Here is a 17,859-nt window from a genome sequence, read left to right on the forward strand (position 1 = left end):
CTTAAATGAAGTTAGGGGAAGATACAAAAGTAGGGCTGTCTAGCCAAGTTCTAGGCCTTGATTAAGAGGAGACTTAGATTTTGCTATACATTTGGGCGGTAAAGCCGTTGCGCATACGGGGCTCTACATAAGTAGATTTGGGGGGCAGGGTCCCTCTGAGGTCCGAGATAGAAATGAGGTCTTCCATAGCCACGGGATAGAGGTTGAAGGCGGCCACGGCCGACTCTTCATCTACCTTTCGCTCTAGGGCCGCAGGGCCTTTCACGCCCCCTACATAACGGACCTCCACATCATTGCGGACATCCTCAATGCCCAAGATATCTTGTAAAATATAGCGATTGAAGAGGTGGGCATCTAGGCTATCGGCCACGCTGGTTTCATCGCCGGGGCTATATTCTTCCTTTAAAATGAGTTTGCGCCAACGGCCCTTAATATAGCAGCCCATTTCGCCACGGCGGAGTGGGCGGAAGGCCATGGGTTCTAGGCTGACCTCATAATATTTCTCTAGTTTTTGCAAAAACTCCTCTTCGCTAAGTCCTTTGAGCGACTTGAGAATGCGATTATAGTTATGGATTAGGATCTCGCTAGCGGGAAAATAGGCGGCCATAATATAGTGGTAAGGATTTTTGGCCTCCTTACTTTTATGTTGGGCATACAGCCGTTCGGCGGTGGTCATGCGGTGGTGCCCATCGCAGATATAGCTGCTTGGAATTTTATCTTTAAAGAGTTCTTGTAGCCGCTGCACATGCTCTTCTTCCTTGAGCAACCAGAATACATGTTGGTCGTCTTCAAAGGGAATTTTAAAGCTAGGGGGCATAGAAATCGTGATGCGGTTAATCAGGGCATCAATTTCTAGCACATTGGGGTAAGTGAGCAAAATGGGTTTAATCACACCATTGCGCTCCTCAAAAAGCTCCTGCATCCGGGCCTCTTTATCGGCCAGGGTAAACTCATGTCGTTTGATATGGCCCTGAATATAATCCTCTACATGGGTGCAGGCAATAATACCGGTATGGCTGCGGTTGTGTCGGATAATTCGATAAATCAGCAGGCTAGGCTCTTGGTCCATTTGGTAGTAGCCATCTCGGTAATAGAGGGGGAACTTGCGTTTGGCGGTACCAAAAAAGTCGTCAAAGGAAATAATGTCGTTGAGGTCGGGCAAAACTGGCCGAAAAGGGATAATGTTAGCCATAATAATGTTGTTTTCTGTTGTTTGTTAGTCGATATTTTGGGGCCTCCGCAGCGCTTCGCTTGCGGCGCTATGTTGCGGGGCTCGCAGGTCTGCTCGGCCCTGCGCCGCCTTCGGCGGCTGGGTCTGGCCTTCGGCCACCCCTCCACAGCGCTAGGCCATAAAAAAGGCCAGCTCCAAGGGGGGAGCTGGCCAAATATATTACAAACTTTTTGTAAAAAAGCAGTTTATTTTTTGGTATCAAATTCAGGGGCCTCGCCAAAGTCAAAAACAAGCGAAAAGCGAAGCGTATTATCTAGGGGATTGCGTTGGGCGGCTACGGCAGGCACTAGATAAGAGAAGTTGATATTAAAGATGTTATACTTCAGGCCAAGGCCTACCGTAAAGTACTTGCGGTTTCCTTTGGTCGAGTGCTCGTTATAGTGTCCGGCACGTACAGCAAACTGTTTGTTATACCAATACTCCATACCTACAGAGTACATCAGTTCTCTAAACTCTTCGCCGGCGCCAGCGGGGGCATCATTAAAAGAAGAGAAAATAGAGCTAGGCACAGACTGCTGTTTGTAGTCGGCGGTACCATCTCCTTGGCCCGCATCTCCATCGCTATCGTATGCTGGATTTTCGACTAGGTTGCCATTTTCGTCTTCGATGCTGCGGGGAATGGGCGTGGGGACCATCAATTTATTGATATCTAGGGCAAAAGTGATCGAGTTATGCTCATCAATATCATAGGTAAAGGCAGAGCCTAGGCCAATATTGGCGGGCAGATAATCGCGGTCGGCAGATTGGGTATAAGAGATCTTAGAGCCCAAGTTGGTCATGGCCAGACCAATACGTAAATTGGCTTCCTTATCATTGACCTTCATAGGTTTGTTGTAGGTAAAGGAAACATCGGCGGCAAAGGCGTGGGCGGGCGTTAGGGTTTCTCCGCCAGCGGCTACGCCTGTTCCTAAGCTAGAGTAAATATACTTAAGGTTAAGAGCGGCCGAAAAGTTTTGGCTCATTTTACGGGCATAGGCGCCAGTGAGTTCAAACTCTCTGGGGCTAACCGTTTGCAGGGCGTTTCCTTGATCGTCGGTATATTGGATTTCTCCTAGGGAGAAATAGCGGAGAGAGCCGCCTAGGGTTTGGCGGTCATCTAGGTGTTTATAGACCGAGACATAAGAGAGAAAAACGTCATTGAGGCCTAGGGCGCGAAGCCAAGGCGTATAATTCATAGATACTCCTACATCGCTGGGGGCCCAGGCGAGGTTAGAAGAATTGAAGTGCATAGAGTTGGGGTCGGCATCTAGGGCGATACCGGCATCGCCCATAGCACCAAAGCGAGCATCTGGGGTAATGCGCAAAAAGGGAACAGCAGTAATAATGGTATTCGAGCAGGGGCTGCCATCGGGTTGAACGAGTTGTCCATCTTTAAGGATACACTGCGCTTTAGCTTCGGGTAAACCCAAAAATATTCCTAGGCCTAGAACAAAACTAAAGGCCTGCAAGATTCTCTGTTGCATAAGAGGTTAGATTAAATTTAAGATGATAATAGTTGGGCTGCCACCTAAAGGTATTGGCCCCAAAGTAAAGCTGCTACATAGATGAGAATTAAGTTATAAGTTTTGAGGGCGGGGAGTCTTTTTATTTATTTTGTCTGAGGACAAGTTGTGCGTTTTTGTGTTTTGGCGCCTAAAAATAGGGCTAAATCTTTGAGTTTTGTTAAAAAAAATGGACAAACTTGGGCCTAAGCTACTTTAAACGCTATTTCTAGCGCTTGAGGACCAAGGCGCAGGCAGGCCCTAGGCCTGCCTGCTCGGCGCCCTAGGGCGCCTTTCACGGATGAGCGATGCGCCGCAGTGGCCGTCAGGCCAGACCCAGCCGCCAAAGGCGGCGCAGGGCCGAGCAGAGAGCGAGCTGCAGAGCGTAGCGACCCGCCCGCAGGGCGGGACAGCCCCAAAAAATTATTTTAATAGTACTAATTTTTGGAAGCTAGCCTCTTGTTTAATTTCTGTTTCATCCTCTACAGACAGGCTTTCGGCCCTCAGGCTGAGTTTATAGATATAGACGCCTCGGGCCAGTTGGTCGCCAAAGTCGTCGCGGCCATCCCAGTGGATGCCATCGATGCGGTAGCCGGTATTTTCGGCGGCGCTAATAGGTTGTTGGATTGTTTTGACCAATTTGCCAGAAACCGTATAGATTTGGACCATCACCTCTAGTTCTTGGCCGGGCAAATTATGTTCAAACATAAACTCGGTATGATCCGTAAAGGGGTTGGGATAATTGAGAATATTATTGAGGGCCATTTGGGCATTATCGGCCACCACAAACTCGGTTTCGCCTTGGCCCATATTATTATATACGTCCCAAGCCTTAACTTGGACCTGATGCAGGCCTTCGGGCAGATTATTTAGGGGGTATTCTATGCTCCCTTTGCGGAAATCGTCTTCTTCGGCCTGATAAAACTCATTGAGATTATAGCTATAAGTTTGTTCATCGATAGTATAGGTAAGGATGCCTGTGAGGTCGTGGCCGATGCCATTGCCTACGGTATTGATGCCGTTATCATCCTCTAATTGGACCAGCAAAAGCGGGTTGCGGTCAGTGATTCCGCCCTTGGCAAAATTGAGATCATTCATATAGACCTTAACTGTTGGGGGCTCGTTATCTTCGGCGGCATTGGGGTTGGTTCCGCCCACCACAATACCGTTGTAGTGGCCGCTAGCGTCTATGCTCTGGCCATCTTCGGCATAATAAGATATTTTGCCATAGCCCAGGCTGTAATTGATATCTCTAGGGACCATAAAAGAGAAGCTAAAGCGGCCATTTGTCACGCTTGCTCTTCCTTTAAAGATCACCTTCTTTTGGAGGATAAAGTTGCGGATTTGGCTATCGCTATCATTGGCTCTTGTTTTTGCGGTATCGGCTTTATCGAAGACGGTGGGGTAGAGGGTGCCGTTAAAATTGGAGAGTAATTGTCCGTTTTGGTCTTGCACTTCTCCTTCAATTTGGACCAACTGCAGGGCGCTGATACTATCGGCGCCGCTGGGGGCTTGTCCGTTGATGCTGGTGGTGGCTACTTGCATTTGGGGGTAGGCTAGGGTCATGGAGGGGTCGCCGAGGAGCACATATTTTCTAGAGTTAGATGCGCTAAGGATTCCGCTATTATTTTTGGCCCTTTGGAGGACTTCGCCTAGGGTGGGCATGCGGTTGCCAATGGGCGAAAAGAGTTGGTCAAAAGTATTGGCGGTAAGGTGTTGGTTAGCATCGGCGAGTACTACTCGGACCGTTGTGAGTAGGGCAATAGCGCCAGCATTGGGTTTGAGGATGAGCTGTTCGCCTGCACAAAGATTTTTGGGATCATCGAAGGGGGCGAAAGAGCAGGTGGCGGTAACAAAGAGGGGTAATTTATTGGGATTATTCATTTGTTGAATTTCGCTGAGGGTAAAGATTCGCTCTTGAGCGAGTCCGTCCCAGCCTCCATGGCCCAGATAATTGACCACCAATGTTCCTTTGAACAAATCTTGCAGGATAGCGGCATTAACATCGGGGTATCGGCTACCGCCAGAGGTACTTTGTTGCTGATAGGCATCCAAATAAATCTTATTGATATTATAGTTGGGGTGGTTAGCGGCTACAGTTTGGGCAATATTATCGGCATCATTGATATGGATATTATTATCCTGATCATCGGCCCAAAAGGTCAGGCGATTGCGCCAATCTTGCTGAGCGAGAGGTTGGCTATCATAATCTATAATTTTATCGACCATTGTTCTGGCCTCGCTTAGGCTAGCGGCGGGCAGTCTTCCCACGCCAATATCTAGGGCTTGGTTAGCATTGGGGTCGCCTTCGCCTAGGTCCAAAAGGGCAAAAAAGTCGTCGGAGGTGTAGGTGCGCAGCGGTTCTAGGGTGTTGGGGGTTTGGTAGCTAGGCACAAAATTGAGATGTTCTGTTCGTTTTTTGCTTAGGCCTTTGGGGTCGAAGCTCCCATCGCCAAAGAGGAGCAGATAGCGCAGGCTATCGTTTCCGCTAGAGCGTTCGTAGAGCATGCGGCAGAAATTGCGCAGGGCAGTGGCATCTTGTTGGCCAGAAGAAAACTCATTATAAATTTGGTTAATATCTACGGCTAGGCTAGTGATGTCGCTATGCTCTTGGCGGTGTTGGGCCAGGCGTTGGGCTTCGCTAGCAAAATCGGGATGATAAATAATGAGTAATTGTGGGGCTTGGGTAATATTATGTAAATTCTGATTATCTAGAGGGCCAAGAAGGCTAGGCGCGCCAATATTATCTGCCTGAAAGAGGACAAACTCTCGGAGGGTATCGGCTGGGGCGACAAAGCTGATATTGCTGCCTGTTTGGCTAAAGCTTTGGGCCTTAATATTGCCCCATTCTGTGAGGTCCCAAAGTTGGAGATTGGCGCCTGCATTTTCAATTTGATATTGGGCCTGATTGGCGCTAAGGCTGCGGCTATCTCTAAAAAAGAGGGGCGTATTTTCGTAGCGGAGATTGGCACGAGCTTGCAGGCTGATATAATCTAGCCAAGCTTCTGCCCCAGAGCTAGGGTGATTAAACTGATAATTGAGGCTAATACTTCCGTTGCTAGCGGGAACAAAACTAAAGCGTTGATTTAGTGTTTGGGCATAAAGTGCGTAGACATAGCTACTGACCGTGCCTAGGGTTCCGGTTTGTCGGCTTTGGTTGCCTTCAGAGATGATTAGGCTGCCACTACCTGTTCCGCTAATTAGGCGGGCCAAAAAGCTAGATTGAACGATAACCTCTTCATTGGGAAGGCGGTTGGGAATATCGAAACTAAAGTCTTGGTTTCGGCTAATTTGGAAGGGGTCGCCAAGCCAGAGGCGGCCACTAGGCGGCAGGGCGATCACATCCTCCATGAGTGCGATTTCATCGGTTTCATAGTGGGCTAGGGCATCATAGCTGCTGCTGCTATAATCTGGATTGCTGCCATTATTTCGGCTACTAATACGGCGGCCATTTGCGCTATTTATCTTAATAAAATAGCAGGCTTGATCGCTATAAATATTTTGTTGGTGTTGGTAGCGGTCTGTATTGCTTTGGTACTGCCAATTTCTGGGGCCTTTGGCATAAAAAAGCACAAAATCATTTTCATCAAATCGGCCATCTTGTTCGCCTTCCACCCAGATGGCTAATTCTTGGAGGTCGTCAATCATTTGGGCATGGCCAATAATTTCGGGAACCATTTGGCCACCATTGCCAAAGATTTGAATTTGCTGAGGGTTAATACTATTGGGGTCCCAGCCCATGGCGCTTAGGTCTTGGCGGCTAATTTTATAGAGGCCCGATTCGCTTACGGCCAGTTTATAAATTTGGCCACTAGCTAGGGCAGATTGTTGGACCGGGTGCAGAATAGATTTGCGGGCTAGGGGCGAGGGGCTAGGCGAGAGGCTAATTTTTAGCTCGGCTTGCACTAACTTCTCATACTGTCCGCTATTACTATTATAGCGAATAGGTAGAACTTTAATTTGGGCCAGAGGCTGGCCTCTTTCAAACAACTGTTCTGTTTGGATAGCTGCGGGCAGTTGGGGCCGCCAGTTGGCGGGCACGGCTAGGGGTTCATAAATGGCCCCTTGCAATTCGGCTTGAATTTGGCTTGTTTGTCGCAGGCGAAGGCTATAGGTCCAATAAGGCAGCATTTCGTTCTCATCATAGACGGCCCCTTCAAAATGGGGGTACTGTTGTTGTGGCGACAGCGCATCTGCAGATTTGAAGCTGGGGCTCCAATCTAGTTGTATTTGAACAGGGGTTAAGTTTTGCCCAAATAATGAACTCGCTAAGAGTAAAAAGAGGGGCAGAATAGAAAGAGAGGAGTTAGGCATGCTGGAAAAGTCTAGATGAATGTTAGATGAGAATGTACGCTTTTGTATTTTGGGCCGTTTCTTAAAGCAGCGAAGCTGCTTTGGCTTAGCGCTGTGAAGGGGTGGCCGAAGGCCAGACCGAGGCGGCAAAGCCGCCGATGGGCCGAGCAGACTTGCGAGCCCCGAAACATAGCGACCCGAGGCGACAAGAAGGCCCTTGGGCCGTTCTTGGCGACCGAAGGGAAAGCCCCAAAAAATCGAAAGATAGAAAAATAGCGTTTAGTTTGTAGACTAAACGACTCAATCAAAATAACGTCTTGACTTAAAAAAGTGTTGGCATGCTCAAGTTTTATCCTCTCCTTACTCTTTGTTTATTTCTCCTTAGTTGGGCTCCTTTGAGGGCGCAAGATCCTGTATTTAGCCAGTTTTATGCGGCTCCCTTGCAGCTCAATCCCGCTTTGACGGGTTTGGAAGATGCGCCCGTATTTCATTTGAATTATAGAAACCAATGGCCGAGTATTTCGCAGGCTTATGTGAGTTATGCGGCTTCTTATAGCCAGTTTTTTAGCAAGCAGAATAGTGGTTTTGGGGCCTCGGTTTTGGCCGATGTGGCGGGCAATGGCATTTATGCTAGCACGCAAATTGGCCTGCACTATACCTATTCACTCTATTTGGCCGAAAATAGCCGGCTGCGGATGGGCCTAGAGGGGCAGTTTATCAATAAGCGCCTAAATTGGGATGAACTGGTCTTTTTGGACCAGCTAGACCCCGCCACGGGTTCGGTAGATGGCTCGGGCAATACCAATGCGACCCAAGAAGCCCGAGGCGCCAATAATTTGAGCTATATGGATTTTGGGGCAGGGGTTTTGTATCAAATGCCTTACTTTTATGGAGGATTCTCGATTAAGCATATCAATGCCCCTAGCGAAAGCTATTTGTCGCTAAATGAAGTGGCGGCTACCCTGCCCATTCGTTATACCTTGCACTTTGGGGGGCAAATTCCACTTTCAACAGGAAAAAAAATCAGAAAAGCCGCCTATATCTCGCCCAGTATTTTATATAGCCAACAGCGTGATTTTAAGCAGCTAAACTTTGGCGCCCAAAGTCAATATGATATTTTTTTAGGGGGAATTTGGTTTAGACATACTTTTTCTAATGCCGATGCCGTTATTTTTATGCTTGGCGTTCAGCAAGGGCCAATTAAAATAGCTTATAGCTATGATTGGACGCTCTCCGGTCTTGCCAATGCCTCTGGAGGCGCCCATGAAGTCTCGCTGATTCTTAACCTAGCATCCGATAAAAAACGCATAGACTATAACGATTGTCTAAAAATGTTTAGGTAGTCTGCTTTTTTTTATAAATTTGTTTTCGCCTTTTGTTCAGAAAAAAAAACCTTGCTTAGCATGAAAAAACTATTGCTGCTTAGTTTGGCTGGCCTCTTACTAGCTACAACTGCTTGCAAACGCGAACAGCGCTCTCAGTCTACCGGCTGGGGATATAACTCGCAAGAATGGGGTGGTTTTGAAAAACTCCCTAACTATAAAGGCCAGATTACTGGACCTAATCTCGTTCTTATTGAAGGGGGTACCTTCAATATGGGACAAACCGAAGAAGATGTCATGAAAGACTACCGAGCTGCCCCTCGCCGTCAATCATTGGCTAGCTTCTATATGGATGAAACCGAGGTGACCAATATCGATTGGTTGGAATACCTCTACTACCTCCGTCGGGTGTACCCCTCTATGCCGCAAGTGCATTTGCAGGCCCTACCCGATACCCTAGCATGGCTAGACGAACTTTCTTATAATACGCCTTATGTAGAAAACTACTTGCGCCACCCCGCCTATGAGGATTATCCCGTAGTTGGTGTGACTTGGTTGCAAGCTAACGAATTCTGTAAATGGCGCTCGGACCGTGTGAATGAGATGTTGCTCATCGAACAAGGTAAAATTGATCCTACTTCTATTGAAGGACAACAAGGAGAAAATACCTTTAGCACGGGCTCTTACCTCTCTGGTATCTACCAAGCACAACCTGGCCCCAAACCTGCCGTGAATCCCGCTACTGGCGAGGAACGTGCCGTCCGCTTTGAAGATGGTATCATGCTTCCCGAATATCAGTTGCCCACCGAGGCACAATGGGAGTTTGCCGCCCTCGCACTCGTAGGTAACCAAAGTGCCGCCCGCGACGAAAATATCACTGACCGCCGTATCTACCCCTGGGACGGAACTACCGTTCGCTATCCTCAACATGGCCGCTACCAAGGAGCTATCGTAGCTAACTTTAAGCGTGGCCGTGGTGACTATATGGGTATGTCTGGCGCACTAAACGATAACGCAAGTATTACGGCGCCTGTCCGCTCTTATGTGCCTAACGATTTTGGCCTCTATAATATGGCCGGAAACGTAAACGAATGGGTGCGCGACGTTTACCGTCCCACTACTTCACTTACCCTAGAGGATAATAACGAGTTGAACAGTTTCCGTGGTAATGTCTTTACGCAGGTAGAACGCAATAGCAACGGTACTCCCGTTGGTGTAGATAGCATCGGCCGCCTAAAGTATAAGCCCCTAGACGATAATGAGATCAAAGATCGCCGCAACTTTACCAAGTCTAATGTAATTAACTACGGTGATGGCGATATCGAGTCTCGCCTCAATTATGGCGACTCTAAACTCAATAACGAAACTAAACATATGTACCAGTTTGGCAAACACTCTCTTATCTCTGATAAGGCCCGTGTTTACAAAGGAGGTTCTTGGGCCGATCGCGCCTACTGGCTCTCTCCCGGCCAACGCCGCTTCCTAGACGAAGATAAGGCTTCTGCTACTATCGGTTTCCGTTGCTCTATGCTCCGCGTGGGTTCTCCCTCTGGAAACCGCTTCAAAGGTGGAAACCAGATCAAAACGCGCAAAAAACGCACAAAACGTAAGTTCTAAGCTTTGCTGACTTACCCTAAGGTCCAATTCTTTTTAGAGTTGGACCTTTTTTATGTTTTGGGGCCTCCTGCCTGCGGCAGGCGCTACGTTGCGCAGCTCGCAGGTCTGCTCGGCCCTGCGGCCTAACGGCCTTGGTCTGCGGCTTCGCCGCACTGCTGCACATCGCTAGGCCATACAGCCTTCTTCTTCGCCTAAAAAAGATCGGCCCAAAGCATAACGGAAGAAGAAAAAGCAGCTCTATAGAACTGAGTTCTAAGGCAAATCTTGTATTTTTGAGCCGCCAAAATAATTTATTAGCCCCCTAAATTTTTTTTCCTATGATTGACTATCAAGCGCTGCTAACCAACCTCTTTAATATGGTAATGGAGTATGCGCCAAGGCTGATGCTAGCCCTTGCCTTACTCTATTTTGGCCTCAAAATTATTGGCCAAGGAATGAAGCTGATTAACAATCTGCTGAAAAAGAATGATTTTGATAAAGACCTCCGCCCCTTTATTATTAGCCTAGTTTCGGTGGCCCTCAAAATTCTGTTGGCTATTTCGGTGGTGGATATTGTAGGGGTAGAAACTACCTCTTTTGTGGCGGTCTTGGCCTCTATTGGTTTTGCCGTAGGTTTGGCCCTGCAAGGCAGCTTAAGCAATATTTCTAGTGGTATCCTCATCCTGATTTTTAAGCCCTTCCGCACCGGCGATATGGTCCGCGCTGGCGATTATATGGGCCGAGTAAAGGAAATTCAGATTTTTAATACCATCCTAGAAACCTTGGACCATCGCCGCATTGTCATCCCCAATAAATTACTTACCGATGAGGCCCTAGAAAATATTTCGGCCGCCGGAATTATCCGGGTTTCTGCCCCGGTGGGCATTAGCTATTCGGCAGATATTGACCAAGCCCGCCAAGTGGCCCGAGAAGTAATTGCCGGCTGCCCTTTTGCCGTTTCCGATAAAGCTTATCAACATCAAGTGAATGTTTTGGCCCTAGGCGCCTCTTCTGTAGATCTAGAGGTTTGGGTCTGGGCCAAAGCCGATGATTATTGGGAGACCCTATTTTATATGGAGGAATACCTCAAAAAAGCCTTTGATAAGGCCGGAATCGAAATTCCATTCTCTCAGATGGATGTAAACTTTAAGCCGACTTCAGAATATCGCTTGGCGGTAGATGTTGTGGTGCAGCAAAAAGGAGAAGAGCAAGAACATGAATAGTTTATACGAGAGGCTGCAGCTATATGGCCAAGATTTGCTCAATAGTATTCATCCCATTGATTTAGTGATCAATTTATTGTTGGTGACCTTGCTGAGCTGGCTGCTAGCGGCCATTTATGTCCGCTATGGCCGAGCCTTGTCTAATCGCAAGCGCTTTGCCGCCAATTTTATGCCCTTGGCCCTAACCACCATGCTCGTTATGCTGATTGTCAAATCTTCTTTGACCCTTTCTTTGGGCTTGGTGGGCGCGCTCTCTATTGTACGCTTTCGAGCAGCAATTAAGGAGCCCGAAGAGCTCAGCTATTTGTTTATCGTGATTGGCTTGGGCCTAGCGGCTGGGGCCAATCAGCCCTTTTTGGCCCTCATTTTATTTAGCTTTCTGAGTTTGGCCATTTTGGCCAATTACTGGATGCGGCCCGCCGCTTACTACCAAAAAGAAGGGGCCATTTATCTGGAGCTCCGCACCGATTTGGAAGAGCCCCTTTTGATTGAAGAAAGTTTGAAGAAAATATTGGGACCAAAATTGCAGCTTCGCCGAATGGATGCCCTAGGCGAGGGGATGGGCCTAGAACTCTCTTTTTCTTTGCCCGCCTGCGAAACCGCCCAACTACAAGCAGCCCAAAAAGCCCTACAGGCGCTTTCGGCCAATACGAGCTTTTTGGTGGTGGCCCAAACTGACCTCCCCCTTTAATGGACCTAGAGGCGCGAAGCGACTGGCCTAGCGATGTGTAGGGGTGGCCGCAGGCCAGACCGAAGCGCGCAGCGCTGAAGGGCCGAGCGAATAGCGAGCCCCGAAACGTAGCGCCGACGAGCATAGCGAGGCGGAGGCCCCAAAAAAATATAAAAGTACCTGAATGTCTTTAAAAGAGCAAACGGCTTGGCGATACGAGCGTAAGTATGTAGTTTTAGGGTATCGGCCAGCAGAGATAGAAATTTTGCTGCGGCAACTGCCTTTTGCTTGGCGAAAAGCGCATGCTCCTCGTTGGCTACACAATATTTATTTTGATAGCATAGATTGGCATTGTTATCGGGCCAATTTGGCGGGCAGCAGTCAGCGCTATAAGTATCGTTTGCGTTTTTATGGGCCTTGGCAAAATGCTTGGCAGCCAGCCCGTTTGGAGCTAAAGCAAAAAACAGGAGAATTGGGCCGAAAGCAAATTTGGGAGCTGCCTAAGTTGGATGTTAACTCGCCAAAAATGCAGTTAGCCGCTCTGCTCGACCATGCTCCGCATAAGGGCTATGCTTGGGCCCCAAAGGTCTATAATTGCTACTATCGGCAGTATTACTCGGCCCTAAATGGGCGTTTGCGCCTGACCCTAGACAGCCAACAAGCTGCAGCTGCCATTTGGCCCAGTTCCTATTGGCAGCCCAAGGGAGAAAAAGCGATGGACGGCCTAATTCTAGAGCTAAAATATGGTCCAGAAGAGGCCAATTTAGCAGAAGAGCTGGCCCAGCAAATCCCCTTTCGATTAAGCAAAAACTCAAAATATATACAGGCCGTGCAGCAATGCTACCGCTTTTAAAAATAAGTTATGGCAAAGAAAAAAAAGAGAATACCCAAGGAAGACCGCCTGATTGAACTAGAGGTGCAAAAGGCCGCCCAGGCCTATTTAGAGCATTATTACAAGACCCAAGAACGGCCCAAAGTGCTCTACTCTAATCTGGAAGAACGGACCAAACACAAATATGGCATGAAGCGAGCCGATGGGCTTTTGGCCTACCCCATGAGTAAAACCAAAGCCTATGTAGTGTCTATGGAGGCCAAATCGCATAAAACCTTAAAGGCCTTAAAACCGTATCGAATAGACAAGCTTTGGGTAAAAGATAGCCTTTGGCATGGTTTGCTCTTCACGATTTTGTCGGGCGTTATGTTTTTTGTTTGGCGAATGACCGATGAATCCTTCTGGATTCGATTTGTTATTCCTATGGTGGTCCTCCTTGGCGCCTCTGCTCTTTATGCCTATATTTTTAGAAATAGTCATAAATATCAGGAGATGAAAGTGATTCATCAGGTATTTCAATATCCCGCCAACGAACAATGGCTATCGCTATCTAATGACTCTTTTGAGATGATTGATCCTAAATTGCAAGATAATCTGATTAAGATTTGTAAGGCTAGGGGAGTAGGCGTTTTGATGGTTGATCCCAAAAAGAATGTGGCCATGGTGCATGGGCCAAAAAAACGCCCCAAGCGCTGGTTTGACGACTATTTACATTTCTATCATGCCGAAGAAGAGATCAGAAAGCAATTAGGATTGAAGATAAAGCAAAAAAAGTAAGTGCTTGTGACATGAGTAAAATGCCTAAAAATAAATTTACTTCAAAAAATAGAATAGAAAAGCGTACCTTATATAATAGGCTTCTTTGGCCCACTAAAAGTAAACTCATTCGCTTAATTTAGAACTACTTGCGCAAGAAATAGAATTCTACTTATACGATATATTTTTCAGATCTAAAAGTGTAGCTTTGCGGGAAGATCTGCTCTAACTTTCTACAAACAAGCAAATTATGCATTATCTTATATATTCATTTTGCACCATTCTTCTTTGTGCTAACTTCTCGGTCCTTCAGGCGCAAAGAGAAGTAAAGGAACAATGGCCCAATGGTCAGCTTAAGGCCAAAGGGCAGCTCAATGCCGACAATAAAAAGGTGGGCCGCTGGGAGTACTATTATGAAAATGGAAATAAAGAGGCCGAAGGTAGCTATAATGGCCGTGGAATTTCTAAAACTATTGAGGTCTGTAAAAAATCAAAACGCAGCGCCCTAGAAGAAGACTATAGCGCAAGAGAAGGCCAATGGACCTTTTTCTATGGCTCTGGAGATAAGAAGGCAAGCGTAAGCTATCAGGGCGGTTGCCCTAGCGGAAGGATGCAGCGATGGCACAAAAATGGCCAAAAAGCCGAAGAAGTAGAGTATGTCGATTGCCGCCCTATTGGCGCAAGAACGCTCTGGGATAAAGAAGGCCGCAAGTATTTTGAAACCCAATTGCTAGGCGAAGGCAAAACCATGGATGTAGAATGGTACGCCAATGGCCAAATGAAATCTCAAATTCCTTATCGCAATGGCGACCAATACGGCCGCGTTAAACGCTGGTACGCCAATGGCCAAAAAGAAGAGGATGTCATGATGAAGGAAACCCGAGTACACGGTAGCTACCGCTCTTGGTACCCCAATGGCTCGCCTCAACGACAGTTTTTCTCTATCAATAATGTAATGAGTGGAGAGTATAAGGAATGGAGCGAGTCCGGACAGTTGGTCCGCGAAATTGTAGAAATGCAAGACGAAAAAGCCATCTTGGTCAAAAGCTACTGGGATAATGGCCAACTCAAATATCAAGGGAAGTCCAATATGCCCAGCTCTCTGAGTATCCACCGCTGGTCGCAAACCCGTCATGGAAGCTGGATCTACTGGGATAAACAAGGCAATGTCATGAAAACCGAATACTATGATAATGGCCGCCTAAGAACTACAGAAATGCCCTAATTCCCTATGCAAGAAGATTTTAGCAGTATCCAAAAATGGCGCTTGCTCCTCGGCAAAGCAGCCGAAAACCCAGAAGATAAAACCGAGCTCTCCGCAGAGGCCAACGCAATGGACCAATGCCTAGGGGCACTCTATAACCAAAATGATGGACAGGCTGGCTTAGGCGATTCTTCGCCCCAGGTGAATCGCTGGCTGGGCGATATCCGAAAGTATTTTCCCGCCCCCCTGGTCCAAATTATGCAAAAAGATGCTTTCGACCGCCTCGGCCTAGAAGAAATGCTGCTAGAACCCGAATTGCTGGAGTCTCTAGAACCCAATGTAGAGCTACTCAGCACTTTGCTTTCGCTCAATAAGGTGATTCCCGAAAAAACAAGGGAAACCGCCCGCCTGCTGGTCCAAAAAGTAGTCGAAGAACTCAAAAGAAAACTCGAAAATCCCCTGCGCCAAGCCGTAAAAGGCGCCCTGAACCGCTCGGTCCGCAATCGCCGGCCCCGACATAAAGAAATCGATTGGCTAAGAACTATCCGCCTCAACCTTAAGCATTATCAACAGGATTATAAAACAGTAGTGCCCGAACGCCTTATCGGCTCTGGCAAAAAAGGCCAATCCCTTAAAGAAATTATTCTTTGTGTAGACCAAAGTGGCTCTATGGGCAGCTCGCTGGTCTATAGCTCCATTTTTGGGGCGGTGCTCGCCTCTCTGCCCGCTCTGCGCTCCCAAATGATTGTTTTTGATACCGAAGTAGTCGACCTTAGCGCCTATATGCAAGAACCCGTAGACCTCCTTTTTGGTACCCAATTGGGCGGCGGAACCGATATCAATAAGGCCCTGGCTTATGCCCAAAAGTCTATCCGATCTCCCCAAAATACAACCATAGTCCTCATTAGCGATCTCTATGAAGGCGGCGATAGCCAAGCCCTGCTCCAAAGGCTGGTCCAACTCAAAAAAACAGGCGTGCAGCTTATTTCGCTACTCGCCCTAAATGACCAAGGTGCCCCAATCTACGATCGAGATATGGCCCAAAAATTTGCCCAATTAGGTAGCCCAGCTTTTGCTTGCACTCCCCAACAGTTTCCTAGCCTGATTGCCGCAGCCCTAGAGAAAAAAGATATTCACCATTGGCTCAATCAAGAAGGAATTAGCCCCAAATAAGACTAATTATCGCGCTCCTCAAAGTTCTCCTTTTTGCGCTTATTGATCTTTAAGGACCAAAAATAGGCAATCAAAATCAATATGCAGAGGGTGGTCCCTCCATAAATGACAAATACAATCTGCATCCTTTATCCTAATTTTACAGCCGTTCCATAGGCCAATACCTCAGAAGCCCCCTGAGAAATAGTTGAACTCGTAAAACGTACATTCACTACAGCATCCGCCCCCAAATTTTCCGCATCCTGAATCATCCGCTGCAAGGCCTGCTCTCTAGCATCCGCCTGTAGCTTGGTGTACTCTTCTATCTCGCCTCCAACAATGTTCTTGAGGCCAGCAAAAAAATCACGACCCACATTCCGAGCCCTAACCGTACTGCCCCGAACCAAACCCAAAACTTCTTGGATCTCTCGGCCTGGCAGCCCTTCTGTATTCGATATAATCATATTGGAGGAGTTTAAGTTTCTCCCAAATTACAGTTTTCTATTTAGACTTTCTCTTTTTAAGCCCATTTTTTAGTGGGGCTGCCCCTCGCTACGCTCAGGTCGGGCTATCTCAGGGCTCGCTGCTCGCTCGGCCCTTCACAAAAATGCTGCGCATTTTTGCTCGGTCTGGCCCTGCGGGCCACCCTTGCCTATCCCTCAGCCGTTCTGGGCTTCGCCCAGTATAAAGGAACCCCAAACGCTAGAATTCGCCCGCCCGCCGCCAACTGAATCTTCCTTCGGTCCAAAAATTAAATGCCTGCGTCAATAAAATGCAACAATGTTGCATTTTATTGACGCACTTTGTTTATATTTGCAACATTGTTGCATATTTATAAAAGAGAAAAATGGCAGAACAGCAGTTGGGCGTAACTATTCTTAGTGGTTTCTTGGGCGCAGGAAAAACCACTTTGCTCAAGCATATTCTAGAAAATCAAGAGGGCCTAAAGGTAGCACTCATCGTTAATGATATGGCCGAGCTCAATATTGATGCTCGCCTCATTAAGCAAGGCCAAGCCCTTAGGCAGACAGAAGAAAAAATGATCGAATTGAGCAATGGCTGCATTTGCTGCACCCTCCGAGAAGATCTAATTATAGAAGCAACGGCCCTAGCCAAAACTGGCGATTTCGATTATCTTCTGATCGAAAGTACGGGCATTAGCGAGCCCGTTCCCCTGGCCCAAACCTTTAGCCTAGAAGGTATTGAGGGCAATGAAGAGCTGCGCTCCCTTTGTCGCCTAGATTGTATGGTGACAGTGGTAGACGCCAGCCGATTCCTTCAAGATTTTTCTAGCGCCGACAATATCGTCGATCGCCAACTCACCGATGACCTTAACGATACTCGTCCTATCGTTAATTTGCTTACCGAACAAATCGAGTTTGCCAATCTGATTCTACTCAATAAAACAGATTTGGTCACTCAAGAGGAAAAGGAGCAGTTGATCCACCTTTTGCGCAAGTTTAATGCTGGGGCCAAGATTATAGCTACGCAAGAGTCTAAGGTAGACCTTAAGGAGCTGATCAATACCCATAGTTTTGACTATGAAGAGGCCGCCCAATCTGCAGTTTGGATCCAAGAGCTGCAAGGGGAGCATCATCCAGAATCTGAGGAGTACGGCATTGGCTCTTTCGTTTTTAGAGATCCTCGGCCCTTTCATCCCGAACGCTTCTGGAACTGGCTCAGCCAAGAGTTTCCCCAAGATATTCTGCGCTCTAAAGGCATGTTTTGGATCGCTAGCCGTCCCAAACTGGCCCTGAACTGGTCGCAAGCAGGCGGTAGCTTAAGAGCCGATTTAGCTGGCTATTGGTGGGGCAGTTTTACGCAAGAAGAATTGGACCAACATCCCGTTTTTCAGGCCCATAAAGAAACACTGATGGCCCGCTGGACCCCTCCCTTTGATGACCGCCTCAATGAATTGGTTTTTATTGGTCTAGACCTAGATGTCCCTACTTATCGCAAGGAGCTGACGGCTTGCCTTTGTACCGAAGAAGAGATCCAAGCTTGGAAAGATGGCGAGTTTTATGCCACTGACCCCTTTCCAAGATTTTCATAGATAGTTTTTTGGTTTTTTGATTGTGCGCTTCTGCCCAAAAGAGGGG

At 47.5% G+C, this 17,859-nt stretch carries 14 protein-coding genes; 9 read left to right on the plus strand and 5 right to left on the minus strand.

Annotated elements, in window-relative coordinates:
• Positions 1 to 73: 73 nt before the first annotated feature.
• From OP864_RS12060 to porU, 3 genes are all read right to left on the minus strand, one after another.
• Complete coding sequence (locus OP864_RS12060) at positions 74 to 1,192, minus strand: DUF1015 family protein (protein ID WP_270098428.1); 1,119 nt, start codon at positions 1,190 to 1,192, stop codon at positions 74 to 76.
• A gap of 224 nt (positions 1,193 to 1,416) precedes the next feature.
• The gene (gene porV / locus OP864_RS12065) at positions 1,417 to 2,694 is read right to left on the minus strand and encodes a type IX secretion system outer membrane channel protein PorV (protein ID WP_270098429.1); all 1,278 of its coding nucleotides are present in this window, start codon (positions 2,692 to 2,694) and stop codon (positions 1,417 to 1,419) included.
• 441 nt (positions 2,695 to 3,135) lie between these two features.
• Positions 3,136 to 7,026 (minus strand): type IX secretion system sortase PorU, encoded by a 3,891-nt coding sequence (gene porU, locus OP864_RS12070; RefSeq protein ID WP_270098430.1) that lies wholly within the window; start codon positions 7,024 to 7,026, stop codon positions 3,136 to 3,138.
• A gap of 317 nt (positions 7,027 to 7,343) precedes the next feature.
• On the opposite strand from porU, the gene OP864_RS12075 reads away from it, so the two are divergent.
• The 8 genes from OP864_RS12075 (at position 7,344) to OP864_RS12110 (ending at position 15,781) form a co-directional block, all read left to right on the plus strand.
• Positions 7,344 to 8,348 carry a PorP/SprF family type IX secretion system membrane protein gene (locus OP864_RS12075; RefSeq protein ID WP_270098431.1) on the plus strand — a complete coding sequence of 335 codons (1,005 nt, stop codon included), beginning with the start codon at positions 7,344 to 7,346 and terminating at the stop codon, positions 8,346 to 8,348.
• A gap of 60 nt (positions 8,349 to 8,408) precedes the next feature.
• The gene (locus tag OP864_RS12080) at positions 8,409 to 9,944 is read left to right on the plus strand and encodes an SUMF1/EgtB/PvdO family nonheme iron enzyme (RefSeq protein ID WP_270098432.1); all 1,536 of its coding nucleotides are present in this window, start codon (positions 8,409 to 8,411) and stop codon (positions 9,942 to 9,944) included.
• A 317-nt stretch (positions 9,945 to 10,261) separates the two neighbouring features.
• On the plus strand, positions 10,262 to 11,146 hold the full coding sequence (locus tag OP864_RS12085; RefSeq protein WP_270098433.1) for a mechanosensitive ion channel family protein: 885 nt from the start codon (positions 10,262 to 10,264) through the stop codon (positions 11,144 to 11,146).
• Positions 11,139 to 11,837, plus strand: coding sequence for a DUF4956 domain-containing protein (locus OP864_RS12090; RefSeq protein WP_270098434.1), 699 nt, complete (start codon positions 11,139 to 11,141; stop codon positions 11,835 to 11,837). Before OP864_RS12085 ends, OP864_RS12090 begins: the two co-directional genes overlap by 8 nt.
• A gap of 163 nt (positions 11,838 to 12,000) precedes the next feature.
• Positions 12,001 to 12,669: a VTC domain-containing protein gene (locus OP864_RS12095; RefSeq protein WP_270098435.1), complete on the plus strand. Its 669-nt coding sequence runs from the start codon at positions 12,001 to 12,003 to the stop codon at positions 12,667 to 12,669.
• A 9-nt stretch (positions 12,670 to 12,678) separates the two neighbouring features.
• Positions 12,679 to 13,425 carry a hypothetical protein gene (locus OP864_RS12100; protein ID WP_270098436.1) on the plus strand — a complete coding sequence of 249 codons (747 nt, stop codon included), beginning with the start codon at positions 12,679 to 12,681 and terminating at the stop codon, positions 13,423 to 13,425.
• A gap of 229 nt (positions 13,426 to 13,654) precedes the next feature.
• Positions 13,655 to 14,629 (plus strand): toxin-antitoxin system YwqK family antitoxin, encoded by a 975-nt coding sequence (locus tag OP864_RS12105; RefSeq protein WP_270098437.1) that lies wholly within the window; start codon positions 13,655 to 13,657, stop codon positions 14,627 to 14,629.
• Positions 14,630 to 14,635: 6 nt separating this feature from the next.
• The gene (locus OP864_RS12110; protein ID WP_270098438.1) at positions 14,636 to 15,781 is read left to right on the plus strand and encodes a vWA domain-containing protein; all 1,146 of its coding nucleotides are present in this window, start codon (positions 14,636 to 14,638) and stop codon (positions 15,779 to 15,781) included.
• 2 nt (positions 15,782 to 15,783) lie between these two features.
• On the opposite strand, the gene OP864_RS12115 is transcribed toward OP864_RS12110, so the two are convergent.
• Both OP864_RS12115 and OP864_RS12120 read right to left on the minus strand, forming a co-directional pair.
• Positions 15,784 to 15,906: a hypothetical protein gene (locus tag OP864_RS12115; protein ID WP_002657274.1), complete on the minus strand. Its 123-nt coding sequence runs from the start codon at positions 15,904 to 15,906 to the stop codon at positions 15,784 to 15,786.
• Positions 15,907 to 15,909: 3 nt separating this feature from the next.
• The gene (locus OP864_RS12120) at positions 15,910 to 16,224 is read right to left on the minus strand and encodes a YbjQ family protein (RefSeq protein WP_015693353.1); all 315 of its coding nucleotides are present in this window, start codon (positions 16,222 to 16,224) and stop codon (positions 15,910 to 15,912) included.
• A 383-nt stretch (positions 16,225 to 16,607) separates the two neighbouring features.
• Between OP864_RS12120 and OP864_RS12125 the strand changes: the two genes are divergently transcribed.
• The gene (locus tag OP864_RS12125) at positions 16,608 to 17,813 is read left to right on the plus strand and encodes a GTP-binding protein (RefSeq protein WP_270098439.1); all 1,206 of its coding nucleotides are present in this window, start codon (positions 16,608 to 16,610) and stop codon (positions 17,811 to 17,813) included.
• Positions 17,814 to 17,859: the final 46 nt, after the last annotated feature.

This window comes from Saprospira grandis, from assembly GCF_027594745.1.
Lineage (GTDB): Bacteria > Bacteroidota > Bacteroidia > Chitinophagales > Saprospiraceae > Saprospira > Saprospira grandis.

Bases quoted from the DNA above. Each gene is read 5' to 3' on its own strand.
- porU (WP_270098430.1), bottom strand. From the start codon at position 7,026: ATGCCTAACTCCTCTCTTTCTATTCTGCCCCTCTTTTTACTCTTAGCG.
- OP864_RS12125 (WP_270098439.1), top strand. From the start codon at position 16,608: ATGGCAGAACAGCAGTTGGGCGTAACTATTCTTAGTGGTTTCTTGGGC.
- porV (WP_270098429.1), bottom strand. From the start codon at position 2,694: ATGCAACAGAGAATCTTGCAGGCCTTTAGTTTTGTTCTAGGCCTAGGA.
- OP864_RS12100 (WP_270098436.1), top strand. From the start codon at position 12,679: ATGGCAAAGAAAAAAAAGAGAATACCCAAGGAAGACCGCCTGATTGAA.
- OP864_RS12115 (WP_002657274.1), bottom strand. From the start codon at position 15,906: ATGCAGATTGTATTTGTCATTTATGGAGGGACCACCCTCTGCATATTG.
- OP864_RS12080 (WP_270098432.1), top strand. From the start codon at position 8,409: ATGAAAAAACTATTGCTGCTTAGTTTGGCTGGCCTCTTACTAGCTACA.
- OP864_RS12105 (WP_270098437.1), top strand. From the start codon at position 13,655: ATGCATTATCTTATATATTCATTTTGCACCATTCTTCTTTGTGCTAAC.
- OP864_RS12120 (WP_015693353.1), bottom strand. From the start codon at position 16,224: ATGATTATATCGAATACAGAAGGGCTGCCAGGCCGAGAGATCCAAGAA.
- OP864_RS12075 (WP_270098431.1), top strand. From the start codon at position 7,344: ATGCTCAAGTTTTATCCTCTCCTTACTCTTTGTTTATTTCTCCTTAGT.
- OP864_RS12110 (WP_270098438.1), top strand. From the start codon at position 14,636: ATGCAAGAAGATTTTAGCAGTATCCAAAAATGGCGCTTGCTCCTCGGC.
- OP864_RS12090 (WP_270098434.1), top strand. From the start codon at position 11,139: ATGAATAGTTTATACGAGAGGCTGCAGCTATATGGCCAAGATTTGCTC.
- OP864_RS12060 (WP_270098428.1), bottom strand. From the start codon at position 1,192: ATGGCTAACATTATCCCTTTTCGGCCAGTTTTGCCCGACCTCAACGAC.
- OP864_RS12095 (WP_270098435.1), top strand. From the start codon at position 12,001: ATGTCTTTAAAAGAGCAAACGGCTTGGCGATACGAGCGTAAGTATGTA.
- OP864_RS12085 (WP_270098433.1), top strand. From the start codon at position 10,262: ATGATTGACTATCAAGCGCTGCTAACCAACCTCTTTAATATGGTAATG.